Genomic DNA, 15,370 nt, shown 5'->3' on the forward strand with positions numbered 1-15,370 from the left:
ACTCGCCCACGCACACCGCACGGTGGTGGGCGCCGGGCCCACACGACCGTCGTGGGCGCACGACCGACGTGACCGCAACTGCGGATCCGGGGGGGAACGAATGACACGGCTGAGACTGTCCCTGTACGTCGGGGGGCTGCTCCTCGCGCTGATCGCCGGCGGGCTGACCTGGACCGTCTGGTTCCGGGACACTGACGGCGAAGACCTCGCAGACCGGTGCCAGGGCTCCCTCGCGGTCGAGGAGGCACGGGAGTTCTTCTACGGCGCCAGGCTGAAGGCGCGCGGTCATACCGGCGATTGGTACGGTCACGACGCCCAGTGGTGCTCGATCCAGGCCGAGCACGACGACGGCGGGCCGATTCTCAAGCTCCGGGTATGGCCACGGGCGGCCTACCGGGCGAGCGGCCCCGCGGCGGAAGCCTCGGCAACGCCGATCGGGTACGGCTGGACCGGGTCCTTCGTCAGCGGATATTCACCGGGAGCCGCTGTGCTGGTCGACTGCGGGACGATGGCGGGCGCCGGTCTGCTCGTCACGGCCGAGACGAGCACGAAGTCGGAGGATCTCACCGCACGGCAGATACTCCAAGTGGCACGTGTCGCGACCGAGACGGCGCGTCGTGCGGCCGGCCGGGCCAAGTGCGAGGGCGCACTCGGTGAACGCCCGGGAACCGTCGACCGCACGGCGTGGAGGACGACGCCCGTCGACCGGTCGACGGGCACGTGCCGCGATGTGATGACCGGGCGTGAGGCTGCCCGGTTGCATGTGACGGACGTCAGTGAGAAGCCCGCGGGAAGGGCGCTGACGGAAGAATGCGGAATGAGCCGGGGCGAGTCCCGCCTGTTCCACATGACCGCCTACTACGGGCCGTCGGCGGAGGAGGAGATGTATCTCGATGGCAAGTACCCGGGAACGGTGAAAGGTGCGTACACCCGGACCGTCGCATGCGGGGGTGCCATCGGGACCGCCTACTTCAAGCTTGAGCGAGCCAAGGGCAAGGCGGCGGACGGCGCCGCCGGAACGCAAGGAACGATCGACTCCGCAGCGCTGAACCGGATTCTGACGTCGTACGCCACCGCCTCCGGCGAACGGCACGGCTGCCCCACTTCCTGACAGCTCCTGCCGGACCGTGCAAGGCGCCGACTCCGCTTTCGGTGACTGCGGGCCTGGCCCGCGCCCGCAACACTCACCGCGGGAGAGCCCGACTGAACACCCGAAGGGGCGGCCACCGGATTCCTCCCGGTGGCCGCCCCTTCGGCGTCCGGGCCAGGAGGCGGGTTTCAGCCGCGGCGCGGTATGCGATCCAGACGAATTCCAGCGTTCGCTTCCGGGAATTCCTGGTGCGGCTAGGCTCAGTTGCCATGACCTGACAGGGGTGCATGACGCAGGGATGAAGGGCAGATGACAGAGGATCTCAATGTCTCCGCGACCGACTTATACGCCTCGGCAGGCGCGGCGGACATGCTCGTAACAGATTTGCAAGGCCCTTTGCGGAAGGCAGTCGATGACACGGCTGCGGCCGCAGCCTCGTTCCGGGCGTGGGACGGCAAAGGCCGTATCGAGGCCGTCGGTACCGGTTGGGGAGATGCTCTGACCACACTGAAGGATCGCCTTGCGGAACATGCGAACGGTCTGCGGCTGGTGGCAGACGGCCACAGTATCAATGACACGGACGTCGGCGACTGCTTCAAGGGCTGGTGAGCGGAGTGCCGGAGCTCTTCGCGCAACTCTTCCACCAGGACTTCTCGGATCTGGAGGCCGCCACAGGTTCGTGGCAGAAGCTGGCCAGGACCTTGGACGACACCCGGATCGGCAGCGGCAAGCGCGTCTCGGGACCGCTGCACAAGGCGAGCTGGTCGGGCGTCGCCGCCCACTACGGCTTCGGCGCACTCGAAGCCACCGAGAGCAAGCTGAAGACCGCGCAGACGAACGCGCTACTCATTCGAACGGTCCTGGACACGCTCAGCACCCGCATGCAGGCTGCCCAGCGCAAACTGCGCCATGCGGTGGCGGATGCCGAGACGGCCGGTCATACCGTGACCGAGGACGGCTGGGTCGAACCGAAGCAGGCGGTCGACCCGAAATATCGCAACGACCCGGACCACCAGGGCGTACAACAGCAGGCGAACTCCGGGCTCGGAAGCTATCGGGCCCGTATCGACGAGGCGTTGGAAGAAGCGGAACGAGTCAGTAACGACGCGACCGAACTCCTCCACCAGATCGATCCGTTCGACCTCGACAAGCGGTACGGCGGTGCCAACGCCGCCGAGGACGCCCTACAGGTTGCCGCCTTTGCCGGGCTCGACGGGAAGAACATCCCGGACGGGAAGGACCCGCAACGCACCGCCGACTGGTGGGCACACCTCACCTCCGGCCAGCGCGACTTCTACCTGGCGGCCTTCCCCGAGCGGATCGGCGTACTGGACGGTCTTCCGACCCTCACCCGCGACTCGGCGAACCGTGCGGTCCTGGACATGCGGCTCAACGACTACGCGCTGCGCGAGGGCGACCTGGGCTACCACGACCGTTACAGCTACCGCACGCTCAGCGCCCTCAAGGAACGTCTGGACGTGGCGGACGCGGCCCCCGCGCACAGACAGCTGTACCTGCTCGGATTCGACACCTCCAAGGACGGCCGCGCGATCGTCGCCGTAGGCAACCCGGACACGGCCCGGTACACCGCGGTCCAGGTCCCGGGGACGGGCAACCAGCTGGACAACGTGGGAGACCAGATCAACAGGGTTTCCAAACTTCAGGACTCGGCGGCCGACTGGAACGGTGAGGCGGGGCCCGGCGACATCTCGGTCATCTCCTGGCTCGGCTACGACGCTCCCGAGGCGAACTTCGACTCACCGAAGGAAGCGGAGCTGAACCTGGGGATTGCCACGCAAGGCCGTGCCCAGAACGGGGCCGAGGATCTGCGTGACTTCACGCACGGCTTGAGAGCGGCCCACCAGGGTGAACGGAGTCACCTCACGGTCCTGGCACACAGCTACGGCTCCACCGTGGCCGGTGCAGCCGACGCCGGCGGGCAGGGGCTGGATGCCGACGACATGGTGGTGGTCGGCAGCCCCGGGCTGACGGTCGACCGCGCCGACCAACTGCATGTCGACCCCAAGCACTTGTACGTGGGTGCCGCGGAGAACGACTGGGTCTCCAACGTGTTCTCCGACACCACTCTCGGTGCGGATCCCAAGAAAACAGAGTTCGGAGCAGAGCGCATGTACGTGGACACCCGGGACCATGGCGGCTACTGGAACGACGGCAGCAAGAGCCTGGAGAATCAGGGCCGCATCATTGCGGGGCGGGCACCACAGGGTGAAGGAGCGCATTGAAGGCACTCGGCATGACCGTATCCGCCGCCGTGTGGCACCGGACCGCTGCCGCGCTGGCCCTGACGCTCCTGCTGGGAGGCTGTATGTCCGACGAGGGTGTGAACGACCCGCTACCGCGTATGAGCAGGGAAAAGGCCGAGAAATGGGCCAAGCACTGGACCGACTCCATGGTGAGTACGGCACATGCCCGGATCGACCCCAAAACGGCCCGACCCACCGCGAGCTTCACCGATTGCACAGGGCGGAACGGTGAGTCCGCCGACGACGGCCGATTCACTCTGCGCTACTCCGTCCGCGGAACCCTTCCCCGCTCCGAGCACCCCCGAGCCGTCACGAACATCAAGGACACCCTCAAGGACAAGGGCTTCGAGATCCAGAGTTTCGGGATCGACCAGGACCGCGAACCGGCAAACGTACTCGACGCCAAGCACCCTGAGGATCAGCAGTTCGTCTCCGTCGGGTCCGTGGACAAGGACCTGCTGGTCTTCATCGTCAGCACCCCCTGCCTCCTGCCGCCGGGAGTCGACCAGCAGCAGTTCTGAGTCCTCTTTCCCGAGGAGCCGCGACGCCTGCCGCGCGAGCGGTAGCGTGGCTTTATGCCGATCCGAGCCGTGCTCTGGGACATCGATGACACGATCTTCGACTACACGGGTGCCGACCGCATCGGCATGAGCAAGCATCTCGAACAGGAGGGCCTGCCCGATGGATACGGCTCCGTGGAGCAGGCCCTGTTCGCATGGCGGACGATCACCGATGTGCACTGGGCACGGTTCGCCGCGGGGGAGACGGACTTCCAGGGGCAGCGCCGGGACCGTGTGCGGGAGTTCCTCTCGCGGGCGCTGGAGGACGAGGAGGCCGACGCCTGGTTTGCCCGGCACGTGACCCACTACGAGGCCGCCTGGTCGCTCTTTCCCGACGCGCTGCCCGCCCTGGACGTCCTGGCGAGCGGATTCCGGCACGGCGTGCTGTCGAACTCCAGCATCCACAACCAGGACCGGAAGCTGCGCACGCTCGGTGTGCGGGACAGGTTCGAGGCCGTGGTGTGCGCCGTGGAGCTGGGCGTCTCCAAGCCCGAGGCCGGTGCCTTCCACGCTGCCTGCGAGGCGCTGGCGCTGGAACCGGGGGAGGTCGCGTACGTGGGGGACGAGCCGGACATCGACGCCGCCGGTGCGGTCGCCGCGGGGTTGACGGGGATCTGGCTGGACCGGCGCGGTCGCGGCGGGCGGCCCGAGCTCGTCCGCATCGGCGGGCTCGATCAGCTGCCCGCCCTGCTGGTGCCGGCCGGATCCTGATCCGAGGCGTGGACCCCGGCGGGCAATACCCGTTTTGGAGCGCCGGACACCTTCGGGTAATGTTCTTCCTGCGCCGCCCGAGCGGGCCGAAAGATCCGGCCGGGAAGCGCAGACAGAAATGAAACCTCCTCCAGAGGTTGCGTTTCAGTGGGCTATGGTGTAATTGGCAACACTACGGTTTCTGGTACCGTCATTCTAGGTTCGAGTCCTGGTAGCCCAGCGCAGAGCTTCATCTGTAAACACGCCCCCGTTGTGTAGCGGCCTAGCACGCTGCCCTCTCACGGCAGTAGCGCCGGTTCGAATCCGGTCGGGGGTACAGATCCTTCCCGCGAGATCATCTGGGTCGCACCCACGATCTCGATGCAGGATCGCTAGGGCCCCCGTTGTGTAGCGGCCTAGCACGCTGCCCTCTCACGGCAGTAGCGCCGGTTCGAATCCGGTCGGGGGTACTTGATCACTGTGGGCTATGGTGTAATTGGCAACACTACGGTTTCTGGTACCGTCATTCTAGGTTCGAGTCCTGGTAGCCCAGCGCAGAAATGCAACAGCAGTACACGCCCCCGTTGTGTAGCGGCCTAGCACGCTGCCCTCTCACGGCAGTAGCGCCGGTTCGAATCCGGTCGGGGGTACAACAGAACGACAGAGAAGGGCCCTTCACTCCGGTGAGGGGCCCTTCTCTGTCGCTGCCTCAGATCCCGTACCGCCGGGCCGACTCCTCCTCCTGGGCCATTCTGCGCAGCGACATCAGCAACGGTTCGTAGAGCACGGCCGAGGCGACCGCCGTCTCCACCTGCTCCGCCTCCGTGGGGTGTGTCTCCATCATGTCCAGGTCCTGGACGGCCACTTGGTGCATGAGCCGGGCCTGCCCGGTCAGGTACTCGACATCGCAGGGATAGCCGAGGCGGATGAGGGTGGCCACCGACGACACGAGCGCGCGATGGGCGGGGGACAGGGAGCCCAGCTCCTGGGAGGTCGCCCAGCCGAGCCGGTCCAGGAGTCGTTCGACCTCCTCGCGGGCCGCCGCCGTCTCCGGTGCCTCCTCGTCCGGGTCCGGGCCGTGGGGGAGGGACCACAGTGCGGCGCCCAGGCGGATCGTCCGGCCCAGGGACTCGTCGTCGACATGGGAGAGGACCTCGCGGGCCGTGGCCACGGGAAGGCGGCCCACCTGGATCAGGGCCCGCACCAGACGCAGTCGGCGCAGATGGCTCTCGTCGTACTCGGCCTGCGTCGCGCTGACCCGGAGGCCCGGTCGCAGCAGCCCCTCGCGCAGGTAGTACTTGATCGTCGCGGTCTTGACGCCGCTCTTCTCGCTCAGTTCCGAGAGCCGCATGTGCCGTGCCTTCCCCTTGCGCCATCTCTTGGGCAGTGCCACTATCCAATCATTGGATAGTGGCACTCTCCAACAAGGATCAGGGGGTACGACATGTTCGCGAAGCCGATACCGGGGCGGACGACTGCGGCGGCGGAGGGGGATGCGGTCGTCCTGCTCATCGGGATGCGCATCAACCACTTCTGGGGAGTGCACCACTGGCTTCCCGTCTTCGCGGCGATGCCGCGCATGCTGCGGGAGTTGAGCCGGGACCGGAGTCGCGGGCTGCTCGGCTGCACGCTGCTCTCCGGCTCGCCCAGGACGTACTACGTCGTCCAGTACTGGGAGTCGAAGGAGAAGCTGTACGCGTACGCGAGCGCTCCCGACATGTTCCACCGCAAGGCGTGGGCGATGATCAACCGCAAAGAGAAGAAGTCCAGGCAGCACGTGGGGCTGTGGCACGAGACGTACGTGGTGCCCGAGGGCGGTTACGAATCGATCTACGCCGACATGCCGGCCTACGGGCTCGCCGCGGCCACCGGCGTGCTGCCCATCGAGAGGCGCGGCCGACGGGCGGCGGACCGGCTCGCACACCGTTCGTCCGCGGAGTGAGGTTCCGGCAGGGGCCGCCACGACGCTGGGGCGGCCAGGAGGTGTACGGGGGCGTCAGCCGTTGCGGCGCAGGGCCTCGCTGAGCCGGGCGGCCGAGTCGATGACCGCCTGGGCGTGCATCCGGCCCGGGTGCCGGGTCAGTCGCTCGATCGGTCCGGAGACCGAGACGGCGGCGACCACCCGGTTCGACGGGCCGCGCACCGGTGCCGAGACCGAGGCCACGCCCGGCTCGCGCTCGCCGATCGACTGGGCCCAGCCCCGACGCCGTACGCCCGAGAGTGCCGTCGCCGTGAAGCGGGCGCCCTGGAGGCCGCGGTGCAGCCGCTCCGGTTCCTCCCAGGCCATCAGGATCTGGGCCGAGGAGCCGGCCTTCATCGTGAGCGTGGAGCCGACCGGCACGGTGTCCCGCAGGCCGGACAGCCGCTCCGCCGCCGCCACGCAGATCCGCATGTCGCCCTGGCGCCGGTAGAGCTGTGCGCTCTCGCCCGTGATGTCGCGCAGGTGGGTGAGCACCGGTCCCGCCGTGGCCAGCAGGCGGTCCTCGCCCGCCGCCGCCGCGAGTTCCGCCAGCCGGGGGCCGAGAATGAAACGGCCCTGCATGTCCCTCGCCACCATGCGGTGGTGTTCCAGTGCCACGGCCAGTCGATGGGCCGTGGGTCGTGCGAGCCCGGTCGCCGCGACCAGCCCGGCGAGGGTGGCCGGACCGGACTCCAGGGCGCTCAATACCAGAGCTGCCTTGTCGAGAACGCCGACGCCGCTAGAGTTGTCCATACGACGATACTCCCGTCTCACTCTGTGAAACGCAAGTTCAATTTTCGGCGGAAGTTGCGAACCTGTAGGGGCGGCCACACAACGGCCCGTAGCCACCGCCCCGCACGGGGGTCCGGACGGCGGCGCACCAAATCTCTAGTTGGGCCGGCGAAGACGCCGGTCGGAGGGAAAGCGATGGGTAGGACACTCGCGGAGAAGGTCTGGGACGACCATGTCGTCCGGCGCGCCGAAGGTGAGCCCGACCTCCTCTTCATCGATCTGCACCTGCTGCACGAGGTGACCAGCCCCCAGGCCTTCGACGGCCTCCGGCAGGCCGGACGCCGGGTCCGGCGCCTCGACCTCACCATCGCCACCGAGGACCACAACACCCCGACCCTCGACATCGACAAGCCGATCGCCGACCCGGTCTCCCGCGCCCAGTTGGAGACCCTGCGCAAGAACTGCGCGGAATTCGGTGTACGGCTGCACCCGCTGGGCGACGTCGAGCAGGGCGTCGTGCACGTGGTCGGCCCGCAGCTGGGTCTGACCCAGCCCGGCACCACGGTGGTCTGCGGCGACTCCCACACCTCCACGCACGGTGCCTTCGGTGCCCTGGCATTCGGCATCGGTACCAGCCAGGTCGAGCACGTCCTGGCCACCCAGACCCTGCCGATGGCCCGCCCCAAGACCATGGCGATCACCATCGACGGCGAACTGCCCGACGGCGTCACGGCCAAGGACCTGATCCTGGCGATCATCGCCCGCATCGGCACCGGCGGCGGTCAGGGCTACATCCTCGAATACCGCGGTTCGGCCATCGAGAAGCTCTCGATGGAAGCCCGGATGACCATCTGCAACATGTCGATCGAGGCCGGCGCCCGAGCGGGCATGATCGCCCCGGACGAGACCACCTTCGACTACCTCGAGGGCCGCGACCACGCCCCGCGGGGCGAGGACTGGGACGCTGCCGTCGCGTACTGGAAGACGCTGCGCACCGACGACGACGCGGTCTTCGACGCCGAGGTCGTCATCGACGCGGCCGAGCTCGCGCCGTTCGTCACCTGGGGCACCAACCCGGGCCAGGGCGCACCTCTGTCGGCGAACGTCCCCGACCCGGCTTCGTACGAGGACGCCTCGGAGCGCAACGCCGCCGAAAAGGCCCTGGAGTACATGGGGTTGACCGCCGGACAGCCGCTGCGCGAGATCGGCGTGGACACCGTCTTCGTAGGCTCCTGCACCAACGGCCGCATCGAGGACCTGCGTAACGCGGCCGCGATCCTGGACGGCCGCAAAGTCGCCGACGGCGTACGGATGCTGGTCGTCCCGGGATCGGTCCGGGTCGCTCTGCAGGCCGTCGAGGAGGGCCTGGACAAGGTCTTCACCGCCGCGGGTGCCGAGTGGCGGCACGCGGGCTGCTCGATGTGCCTCGGCATGAACCCCGACCAGCTGGCCCCCGGCGAGCGCTCCGCCTCCACCTCGAACCGCAACTTCGAGGGCCGGCAGGGCAAGGGCGGCCGTACGCACCTGGTCTCCCCGCAGGTCGCCGCCGCCACCGCCGTGCTGGGCCACCTGGCCTCGCCGGCCGACCTGTCCGACGTCCGTACGCCCGCCGGAGTCTGAGAATCATGGAAGCTTTCACCACGCACACCGGCCGGGCCGTCCCGCTGCGCCGCAGCAACGTCGACACCGACCAGATCATCCCCGCCCACTGGCTGAAGAAGGTCACCCGCGACGGCTTCGAGGACGGCCTCTTCGAGGCCTGGCGCAAGGACGGGGACTTCGTCCTCAACCGTCCCGAGCGCAGCGGCGCCACGGTGCTGGTGGCCGGCCCCGACTTCGGCACCGGCTCGTCCCGCGAACACGCCGTGTGGGCGCTGCAGAACTACGGTTTCAAGGCCGTCATCTCCTCCCGGTTCGCCGACATCTTCCGCGGCAACTCGCTGAAGAACGGGCTGTTGACCGTCGTGCTCGACCAGAAGGTCGTCGACGCGCTCTGGGAGCTGACCGAGGCCGACCCGACGGCCGAGATCACCGTCGACCTGGAGGCCCGACAGGTCCGTGCCGAAGGCATCACCGCCGACTTCGAGCTCGACGAGAACGCCCGCTGGCGACTGCTGAACGGGCTGGACGACATCAGCCTCACCCTTCAGAACGAAGCGGACATCGCGACTTATGAGGTGGCAAGGCCGACCTTCAAGCCGCGTACAATTAACGCCTGAGCAGCGCGTTTCCAGGACTGCGCCCCCTGCCTTCTGGTAGGGGGCGCAGTCGCTTGTTGAGACCCCGTCGGGCGACAACTCGCCCCAGATGGCACAATCGGTGCATGGAACGCGACAGCCAACTCAAGCTTTACGGCCAAGTCGCCGACCGATTGAAGGAAGCGCACACAAGAGTGCGTGCACTGCAAGTCCCGGAGGGCGTAAGGATGGCGCTGTCCCGGAAGCTGTTGGTCATCACGGCCGCGGCTAAGCACGATCTCCCGGATGCGGCAAGGCGTCTGGACCGGTTGATGAAGGACCTCGATGAGGGCCGATTCCCCGAAGGTGACTGACTCTGCGGAACTGTGCAGCGGTCGACTTCGTTGCGGCACTAGGGTGATTAGCCCGTTTCGTGTTTGATTTGCGGTATATATCTGCCTAACGTGCGAAAACGCTTGAACACTTTCGTTCTGGCAATGTCTCCGAAGGGGAAGACGTGAACAAGGCGCAGCTCGTAGAAGCGATTGCCGACAAGGTTGGCGGCCGTCAGCAGGCCGCGGACGCCGTCGACGCGGTGCTCGACGCGATCGTCCGTGCGGTTGTCGCGGGGGACCGTGTCTCGGTCACCGGCTTCGGCTCGTTCGAGAAGGTCGACCGCCCCGCCCGTTACGCCCGCAACCCGCAGACGGGTGAGCGGGTGCGAGTCAAGAAGACCTCGGTGCCCCGTTTCCGTGCGGGACAGGGCTTCAAGGACCTGGTGAGCGGCTCCAAGAAGCTCCCCAAGCACGATGTGGCCGTGAAGAAGGCGCCCAAGGGCAGCCTCTCGGGCGGTGTTGCCCGTACGACGACCAAGGCCGCGGCCAAGAAGGCCGCCGCGAAGAAGGCCGTGGCGAAGAAGGCCACCGCCAAGAAGGCCGTGACCGCGGCGAAGACCACCGCCGCCAAGAAGGCCACCGCGAAGAAGACCACCGCGGCGGCCAAGAAGACCACGGCGGCGGCGAAGAAGACCACCGCGGCGGCCAAGAAGACGACGGCCGCGAAGAAGGCCGTCGCCAGCAAGACCGCGCCCGCCAAGAAGGCCACGGCGAAGAAGGCGCCCGCGAAGAAGACCACGGCACGCAAGACCACGGCGAAGAAGGCCACTGCACGGAAGAAGTGAGGCCGAGCAGCACAGGGCCGCTCACACGCACCGGGCCGGGCTCCCCTCGGGGAGCCCGGCCCGCGGGCTGTTCCGGGCAGGGGGTCGGCCGCCGTTCAGAACGTCTGCAGTGTCACCAGGGTGATCCGCAGGTCCGCGCCCTCGCCGACGCCCTCGATCCGCACCCGCTGGCCCGGCCGCAGCAGCCGCAGACCGCCGGCGTCGAAGGCGCGGGCGTCGAATTCCACCGGGGTGCCGTCGTCGAGCAGCACACTGCCGGTGCGGGTCTCGGGGTCGTACGTGTACGAGGTCGCCTGCATGAACGGCAGCCTATCGGTCCGGCGAGGAGACCCCCGCGGCCCAGTGCCCCGCCGTGTGCGGGCCCACGCCGAGGGCCAGTGCCGCCCGCAGGTCGTCGCCGGTGTCCACGTCCTGGCGGACCGAATCGATTCCGGCCAGGACGATTTCCACGGCGCCGGAGTCCAGGTGGCGGGCCCGGGAGGGACCACCGAAAGTCGGGCGCAATTCCACGCCCGGCGCAGCCGACAGAAATGTTGTTCCGATTCCTGCCGCATCGGTGACAAATGCGCGGGGAAATGCCGCGGAATAATCGAGTACTCGGTCCAATTCCGCGGGGCGCAACGCGGGCAGATCCGCGTTGAGGGCGGCGAGGGCGGCTCCTGGCCGCTCCGTCCGTACGGTTCGCTCACCGTGTGCCAGGGCGGCGTTGAGGCCGCTGTCCGGTTCGTCGGGCACGACGCGCGCCCCGAGGGCCGCGAGAGCCGCCCCGGCCTCCGTGTCGTCCGTGACGACCACCACATCCCGTACCGCCCGGCAGGACAGGGCGGCGGTCACGGTGTCCCGGGCGAATGCGAGGGCCAGACGCGGGCGCAGCGCGGCGCCCGCCACCGGCGCGAGCCTGCTCTTGGCCCGTGCCAAGGGCTTCAACGGGACGACCAGGGTCCAGGGACCGGCCAGGTCGGTGTTCGTGGCGATCTCCCCCTCGATGCGCTTCGCCGCCTATTCTCGCCTGCCGGTGCGAGAACCCGGAGGGTCGGTCCCGAAAGCGGGGCGTACGGTGTTCTCGACAGAGCAGGGGCCTGGGGCGAGACTTGACCGTCGGTAGCCAGGCAGAGTTCAGGTCCTTAGAGGAAGGTGTCCGAGTGTCCCGCCGCAGAATCGGCTTCTGGTACCGCCTGGCGGCGGTCATCGCAAAACCGCCGTTGGTGGTTCTGTTCAAGCGTGACTGGCGGGGAATGGAACACATTCCGGCCGACGGCGGATTCATCACTGCGGTCAATCACAACTCGTACCTGGACCCGCTCTCCTACGGTCACTTCCAGTACAACACCGGACGGGTGCCACGGCTTCTCGCCAAGGCGGGCCTCTTCAAGACCCCCTTTGTCGGAATGATGCTGCGCGGCACCGGACAGATCCCCGTGTACCGCGAGACGACCAACGCCCTGGACGCCTTCCGGGCCGCCGTGGACGCCATCGAGCGCGGCGAGTGCGTCGCCTTCTACCCGGAGGGCACCCTCACCCGCGACCCCGACATGTGGCCGATGGCCGGCAAGACCGGCGCCGCCCGCGTCGCGTTGATGACGAAGGCCCCGGTCATCCCGGTCGCCCAGTGGGGCGCCAACCTGGCGATGCCGCCGTACGCCAAGGAGAACAAGCTCCGGCTCTTCCCCCGCAAGACCCTCCAGGTGCAGGCCGGACCGCCCGTCGATCTCTCCCGGTTCTACGACAGGGAAGCGACGCCCGACGTCCTGCGCGAGGCGACCGAGGTCATCATGGCCGCGGTGACCGCGCAGCTGGAGATCGTGCGGGGCGAACCGGCCCCCGCGGAGCCGTACGACCACCGCAAGGCCCGTGCAGAACAGCGGCGCAAGGCCGAAGGGAAGGGACCCAAGTGACGCACCCCGCAAAGGCGGCCGTCTTCGGAACCGGCTCATGGGGTACGGCCTTCGGCGTGGTTCTCGCCGACGCCGGCTGCGAGGTCACCCTCTGGGGCCGCCGCGCCGAGGTCGCCGACGCCGTCAACACGACCCGTACCAACCCGGACTACCTGCCGGGCATCGAACTCCCCGCGTCGGTCCGGGCCACCACCGACGCCGCCCGGGCGCTGGACGGCGCCGACTTCGCCGTGCTCGTGGTGCCCTCGCAGACGCTGCGCGCCAACCTCGCCGACTGGGCTCCGCACATCGGCTCCGACACCGTCCTCGTCTCGATGATGAAGGGCGTCGAACTCGGCACCGCGAAGCGCATGAGCGAGGTCATCGAGGACGTCACCAAGGTCTCCGCGGACCGCATCGCCGTCATCACCGGCCCCAATCTGGCCAAGGAGATCGCCGAACGCCGCCCCGCCGCGGCCGTCGTCGCCTGTCAGGACGAGTCCGTGGCCCAGCGCCTCCAGACCGCCTGCCACACCTCGTACTTCCGCCCCTACACCAACACCGATGTAGTGGGCTGCGAACTCGGCGGCGCGGTCAAGAACGTCATCGGGCTCGCCGTGGGCATCGCCGACGGCATGGGCCTCGGCGACAACGCCAAGGGCTCGCTCATCACCCGGGGCCTCGCGGAGACGACCCGGCTGGGCCTCGCCATGGGCGCCGACCCGCTGACCTTCTCCGGGCTCGCGGGCCTCGGCGACCTGGTGGCCACCTGCTCCTCGCCGCTCTCGCGCAACCACACCTTCGGCACCAACCTCGGCCGCGGCATGACGCTCCAGGAGACCATCGCGGTCACCAAGCAGACCGCGGAGGGCGTCAAGTCCTGTGAATCGGTGCTCGATCTGGCCCGCAGACACGGCGTCGACATGCCCATCACCGAGACGGTCGTCGGCATCGTCCACGAGGGCAAGCCGCCGATGGTCGCGCTGAGCGAGCTGATGTCGCGCAGCGCGAAGCCCGAGCGGCGCTGACGACGGGCACGGGGTCGCGCGGGGCGGTGAACGTTCACGGACGCCGCTCCAGCGGCCCCGGCCACGCTGACGCGAGGGGTACCAGCAGGTACGCTCAACGCGATATGAGCAGCGAGAACCTCCCCCAGAGCCCGGAGCAGCAGCTCCGCAAGCCGCGCGTGGCCGTCGTGTTCGGCGGCCGCAGCTCCGAACACGGCATCTCGGTCGTCACGGCCGGCGCCGTCCTGAACGCCATCGACCGGACCAAGTACGACGTCCTCCCGATCGGCATCACGACGGACGGCCGCTGGGCGCTCACCGCCGACGAGCCGGAACGCATGGCCATCAAGGACCGGCAGATGCCGGACGTGGCCCAGCTGGCCGATTCCGGCGACGGCGGCGTGGTGCTCTCCGTCGACCCCGGCAGCCGCGAAGTGGTCTACAGCGAGCCCGGCTCGGTCCCCAAGGCGCTGGGCGAGGTCGACGTCGTCTTCCCCGTGCTGCACGGCCCCTACGGTGAGGACGGCACCCTGCAGGGACTCCTGGAGCTCTCCGGTGTGCCGTACGTCGGCGCCGGGGTGCTCGCCTCGGCGGTCGGCCAGGACAAGGAGTACATGAAGCGGGTCTTCACCTCGTTCGGGCTGCCGGTCGGCCCGTACCTCGTGGTGCGCCCCCGCGAATGGGACACGGACCCCTCCGGTGCCCGCAAGCGCATCGTGGACTTCGCCGGTGACCACGGCTGGCCGCTCTTCGTCAAGCCCGCCCGAGCAGGTTCGTCCTTCGGCATCACCAAGGTCGACGACCTGTCCGGTCTCGACGAGGCGATCGAGGAAGCCCGCCGCCACGACCCCAAGTTCCTGGTCGAGTCGCTGCTGCGGGGCCGCGAGATCGAGTGCGGGGTGCTGGAGTTCGAGGACGGCCCGCGCGCCAGCGTGCCCGCCGAGATCCCGCCGGTCACCTCGCACGACTTCTACGACTTCGAGGCCAAGTACATCGACTCGGCCGCCGGGATCCTGCCCGCCCCGCTCACCGAGGAGCAGACGGCGGAGGTCCAGCGCCTCGCGGTCGAGGCCTTCGAGGCCGTGTCCTGCGAGGGTCTGGTGCGCGCCGACTTCTTCCTCACCGAGGACGGCGGTTTCGTGATCAACGAGATCAACACACTGCCGGGCTTCACCCCGATCTCCATGTATCCGCGGATGTGGCAGGAGAGCGGCGTGAGCTACCAGGAGTTGGTGGACAGGCTCATCCAGGCCGCCCTGAACCGGCCGACCGGCCTGCGCTGAGACGGCTTCGCACCGTAGGGCGTGCACTCGCGACGCGGGGGCACGCCCTACGGGCTGCTGGGGACCGTCTTCTTGACAGCAGGGGCGAACGCGGCCAACGGGCTCGCGTCATGGGCGTACGCCGTCGAGAGGCTCACCTCGACGTATGCCTTGCGGTAGGTCGTCGTGAAGCGCGGGCCGGCGTCGTCCGGCTGCTCCAGCAGCCAGTTGACGCCGTCCGCCTCGCTCCCCTTCGCCATCGGGTCGTCCATCTTCGCGGGCCGGGGGACGCCGCAGCGCAGTACGATCGCTCCGTCCCCCCACTCGGCGATCAGTTCGGACTTCGTCCCGGTGTCACCGCGGTCGAGACCGGCAACGGTCCTCGGCAGTTCCTTGTGCAGCGCACGACAGTAGGCAGCGGCTTCCGGAGACGGGGTGGGAACCGTGACCGACGCCGTGGCGTCCGTCGAGGAGCAGCCCGCCGCGGCCAGCAGCAGCGCGGCAACGGGCGGACCGAGAAACAGTGGGTGGCCGAACCGGCGGCGCAGTGATGTCACCGGCCCAGCGTAGACGG

At 68.6% G+C, this 15,370-nt stretch carries 18 protein-coding genes and 5 tRNA genes; 18 read left to right on the forward strand and 5 right to left on the reverse strand.

Going from position 1 to position 15,370, the window contains the following annotated elements:
* Positions 1-100 precede the first annotated feature (100 nt).
* From ACIRP2_RS33605 to ACIRP2_RS33650, 10 genes are all read left to right on the forward strand, one after another.
* Complete coding sequence (locus ACIRP2_RS33605) at positions 101-1,111, forward strand: hypothetical protein (protein ID WP_404257021.1); 1,011 nt, start codon at positions 101-103, stop codon at positions 1,109-1,111.
* 288 nt (positions 1,112-1,399) lie between these two features.
* A complete protein-coding gene (locus tag ACIRP2_RS33610; RefSeq protein WP_376273134.1) occupies positions 1,400-1,699 on the forward strand; it encodes a hypothetical protein in 300 nt (99 codons plus the stop codon).
* Positions 1,696-3,333: an alpha/beta hydrolase gene (locus tag ACIRP2_RS33615; RefSeq protein WP_404257023.1), complete on the forward strand. Its 1,638-nt coding sequence runs from the start codon at positions 1,696-1,698 to the stop codon at positions 3,331-3,333. Before ACIRP2_RS33610 ends, ACIRP2_RS33615 begins: the two co-directional genes overlap by 4 nt.
* A gap of 11 nt (positions 3,334-3,344) precedes the next feature.
* Complete coding sequence (locus ACIRP2_RS33620; protein ID WP_404257025.1) at positions 3,345-3,875, forward strand: hypothetical protein; 531 nt, start codon at positions 3,345-3,347, stop codon at positions 3,873-3,875.
* A 54-nt stretch (positions 3,876-3,929) separates the two neighbouring features.
* Positions 3,930-4,625: an HAD family hydrolase gene (locus ACIRP2_RS33625; RefSeq protein ID WP_404257026.1), complete on the forward strand. Its 696-nt coding sequence runs from the start codon at positions 3,930-3,932 to the stop codon at positions 4,623-4,625.
* Between the two features lie 148 nt (positions 4,626-4,773).
* Positions 4,774-4,845: transfer RNA gene (locus ACIRP2_RS33630), tRNA-Gln, on the forward strand.
* A gap of 23 nt (positions 4,846-4,868) precedes the next feature.
* A tRNA-Glu gene (locus ACIRP2_RS33635) sits at positions 4,869-4,941 on the forward strand.
* Between the two features lie 60 nt (positions 4,942-5,001).
* Positions 5,002-5,074: transfer RNA gene (locus ACIRP2_RS33640), tRNA-Glu, on the forward strand.
* An 11-nt stretch (positions 5,075-5,085) separates the two neighbouring features.
* Positions 5,086-5,157 (forward strand) — tRNA-Gln (locus ACIRP2_RS33645).
* A 24-nt stretch (positions 5,158-5,181) separates the two neighbouring features.
* Positions 5,182-5,254 (forward strand) — tRNA-Glu (locus ACIRP2_RS33650).
* Positions 5,255-5,313: 59 nt separating this feature from the next.
* On the opposite strand, the gene ACIRP2_RS33655 is transcribed toward ACIRP2_RS33650, so the two are convergent.
* Entirely contained in the window at positions 5,314-5,955 is a 642-nt protein-coding gene (locus ACIRP2_RS33655; protein WP_351074084.1) for a MerR family transcriptional regulator, read from the reverse strand.
* Positions 5,956-6,048: 93 nt separating this feature from the next.
* Here ACIRP2_RS33655 and ACIRP2_RS33660 point away from each other — a divergent pair, with 93 nt between their 5' ends.
* Positions 6,049-6,546 (forward strand): DUF4188 domain-containing protein, encoded by a 498-nt coding sequence (locus ACIRP2_RS33660; RefSeq protein WP_404257028.1) that lies wholly within the window; start codon positions 6,049-6,051, stop codon positions 6,544-6,546.
* Between the two features lie 54 nt (positions 6,547-6,600).
* Here the strand turns inward: ACIRP2_RS33660 and ndgR are convergent, their stop codons facing one another.
* The gene (gene ndgR / locus ACIRP2_RS33665) at positions 6,601-7,317 is read right to left on the reverse strand and encodes an IclR family transcriptional regulator NdgR (protein WP_030928691.1); all 717 of its coding nucleotides are present in this window, start codon (positions 7,315-7,317) and stop codon (positions 6,601-6,603) included.
* 174 nt (positions 7,318-7,491) lie between these two features.
* On the opposite strand from ndgR, the gene leuC reads away from it, so the two are divergent.
* The 4 genes from leuC to ACIRP2_RS33685 all read left to right on the forward strand — a co-directional run bounded on the left by leuC (position 7,492) and on the right by ACIRP2_RS33685 (position 10,653).
* Positions 7,492-8,916, forward strand: coding sequence for a 3-isopropylmalate dehydratase large subunit (gene leuC, locus ACIRP2_RS33670; RefSeq protein ID WP_404257030.1), 1,425 nt, complete (start codon positions 7,492-7,494; stop codon positions 8,914-8,916).
* Positions 8,917-8,921: 5 nt separating this feature from the next.
* A complete protein-coding gene (leuD, locus tag ACIRP2_RS33675; protein ID WP_404257032.1) occupies positions 8,922-9,515 on the forward strand; it encodes a 3-isopropylmalate dehydratase small subunit in 594 nt (197 codons plus the stop codon).
* A 104-nt stretch (positions 9,516-9,619) separates the two neighbouring features.
* Positions 9,620-9,847: a hypothetical protein gene (locus tag ACIRP2_RS33680; RefSeq protein WP_072487271.1), complete on the forward strand. Its 228-nt coding sequence runs from the start codon at positions 9,620-9,622 to the stop codon at positions 9,845-9,847.
* Between the two features lie 143 nt (positions 9,848-9,990).
* Entirely contained in the window at positions 9,991-10,653 is a 663-nt protein-coding gene (locus tag ACIRP2_RS33685; RefSeq protein ID WP_404257034.1) for an HU family DNA-binding protein, read from the forward strand.
* A 95-nt stretch (positions 10,654-10,748) separates the two neighbouring features.
* Here ACIRP2_RS33685 and ACIRP2_RS33690 read toward each other — a convergent pair whose 3' ends face one another.
* Both ACIRP2_RS33690 and cofC read right to left on the reverse strand, forming a co-directional pair.
* Entirely contained in the window at positions 10,749-10,952 is a 204-nt protein-coding gene (locus ACIRP2_RS33690; RefSeq protein ID WP_351074089.1) for a hypothetical protein, read from the reverse strand.
* Positions 10,953-10,962: 10 nt separating this feature from the next.
* The gene (gene cofC / locus ACIRP2_RS33695; protein ID WP_404257228.1) at positions 10,963-11,640 is read right to left on the reverse strand and encodes a 2-phospho-L-lactate guanylyltransferase; all 678 of its coding nucleotides are present in this window, start codon (positions 11,638-11,640) and stop codon (positions 10,963-10,965) included.
* 155 nt (positions 11,641-11,795) lie between these two features.
* Between cofC and ACIRP2_RS33700 the strand changes: the two genes are divergently transcribed.
* From ACIRP2_RS33700 to ACIRP2_RS33710, 3 genes are all read left to right on the forward strand, one after another.
* The gene (locus ACIRP2_RS33700) at positions 11,796-12,548 is read left to right on the forward strand and encodes a lysophospholipid acyltransferase family protein (protein WP_404257036.1); all 753 of its coding nucleotides are present in this window, start codon (positions 11,796-11,798) and stop codon (positions 12,546-12,548) included.
* On the forward strand, positions 12,545-13,555 hold the full coding sequence (locus tag ACIRP2_RS33705) for an NAD(P)H-dependent glycerol-3-phosphate dehydrogenase (protein ID WP_404257038.1): 1,011 nt from the start codon (positions 12,545-12,547) through the stop codon (positions 13,553-13,555). The genes ACIRP2_RS33700 and ACIRP2_RS33705 overlap by 4 nt, the downstream gene beginning before the upstream one ends.
* Before the next feature lie 104 nt (positions 13,556-13,659).
* Positions 13,660-14,817, forward strand: coding sequence for a D-alanine--D-alanine ligase family protein (locus ACIRP2_RS33710; protein ID WP_404257040.1), 1,158 nt, complete (start codon positions 13,660-13,662; stop codon positions 14,815-14,817).
* Positions 14,818-14,864: 47 nt separating this feature from the next.
* Here the strand turns inward: ACIRP2_RS33710 and ACIRP2_RS33715 are convergent, their stop codons facing one another.
* Positions 14,865-15,353: a DUF3515 domain-containing protein gene (locus tag ACIRP2_RS33715; RefSeq protein WP_404257042.1), complete on the reverse strand. Its 489-nt coding sequence runs from the start codon at positions 15,351-15,353 to the stop codon at positions 14,865-14,867.
* Positions 15,354-15,370 lie beyond the last annotated feature (17 nt).

Source organism: Streptomyces sp. NPDC101194 (genome assembly GCF_044767885.1).
Classification (GTDB): domain Bacteria; phylum Actinomycetota; class Actinomycetes; order Streptomycetales; family Streptomycetaceae; genus Streptomyces.

What these genes read in the sequence shown, in the direction of transcription:
- ACIRP2_RS33660 (WP_404257028.1), top strand. Translation starts at nt 6,049, where the DNA reads ATGTTCGCGAAGCCGATACCGGGGCGGACGACTGCGGCGGCGGAGGGG.
- leuD (WP_404257032.1), top strand. Translation starts at nt 8,922, where the DNA reads ATGGAAGCTTTCACCACGCACACCGGCCGGGCCGTCCCGCTGCGCCGC.
- ACIRP2_RS33680 (WP_072487271.1), top strand. Translation starts at nt 9,620, where the DNA reads ATGGAACGCGACAGCCAACTCAAGCTTTACGGCCAAGTCGCCGACCGA.
- ACIRP2_RS33605 (WP_404257021.1), top strand. Translation starts at nt 101, where the DNA reads ATGACACGGCTGAGACTGTCCCTGTACGTCGGGGGGCTGCTCCTCGCG.
- leuC (WP_404257030.1), top strand. Translation starts at nt 7,492, where the DNA reads ATGGGTAGGACACTCGCGGAGAAGGTCTGGGACGACCATGTCGTCCGG.
- ndgR (WP_030928691.1), bottom strand. Translation starts at nt 7,317, where the DNA reads ATGGACAACTCTAGCGGCGTCGGCGTTCTCGACAAGGCAGCTCTGGTA.
- ACIRP2_RS33620 (WP_404257025.1), top strand. Translation starts at nt 3,345, where the DNA reads ATGACCGTATCCGCCGCCGTGTGGCACCGGACCGCTGCCGCGCTGGCC.
- ACIRP2_RS33690 (WP_351074089.1), bottom strand. Translation starts at nt 10,952, where the DNA reads ATGCAGGCGACCTCGTACACGTACGACCCCGAGACCCGCACCGGCAGT.
- ACIRP2_RS33655 (WP_351074084.1), bottom strand. Translation starts at nt 5,955, where the DNA reads ATGCGGCTCTCGGAACTGAGCGAGAAGAGCGGCGTCAAGACCGCGACG.
- ACIRP2_RS33625 (WP_404257026.1), top strand. Translation starts at nt 3,930, where the DNA reads ATGCCGATCCGAGCCGTGCTCTGGGACATCGATGACACGATCTTCGAC.
- ACIRP2_RS33710 (WP_404257040.1), top strand. Translation starts at nt 13,660, where the DNA reads ATGAGCAGCGAGAACCTCCCCCAGAGCCCGGAGCAGCAGCTCCGCAAG.
- ACIRP2_RS33610 (WP_376273134.1), top strand. Translation starts at nt 1,400, where the DNA reads ATGACAGAGGATCTCAATGTCTCCGCGACCGACTTATACGCCTCGGCA.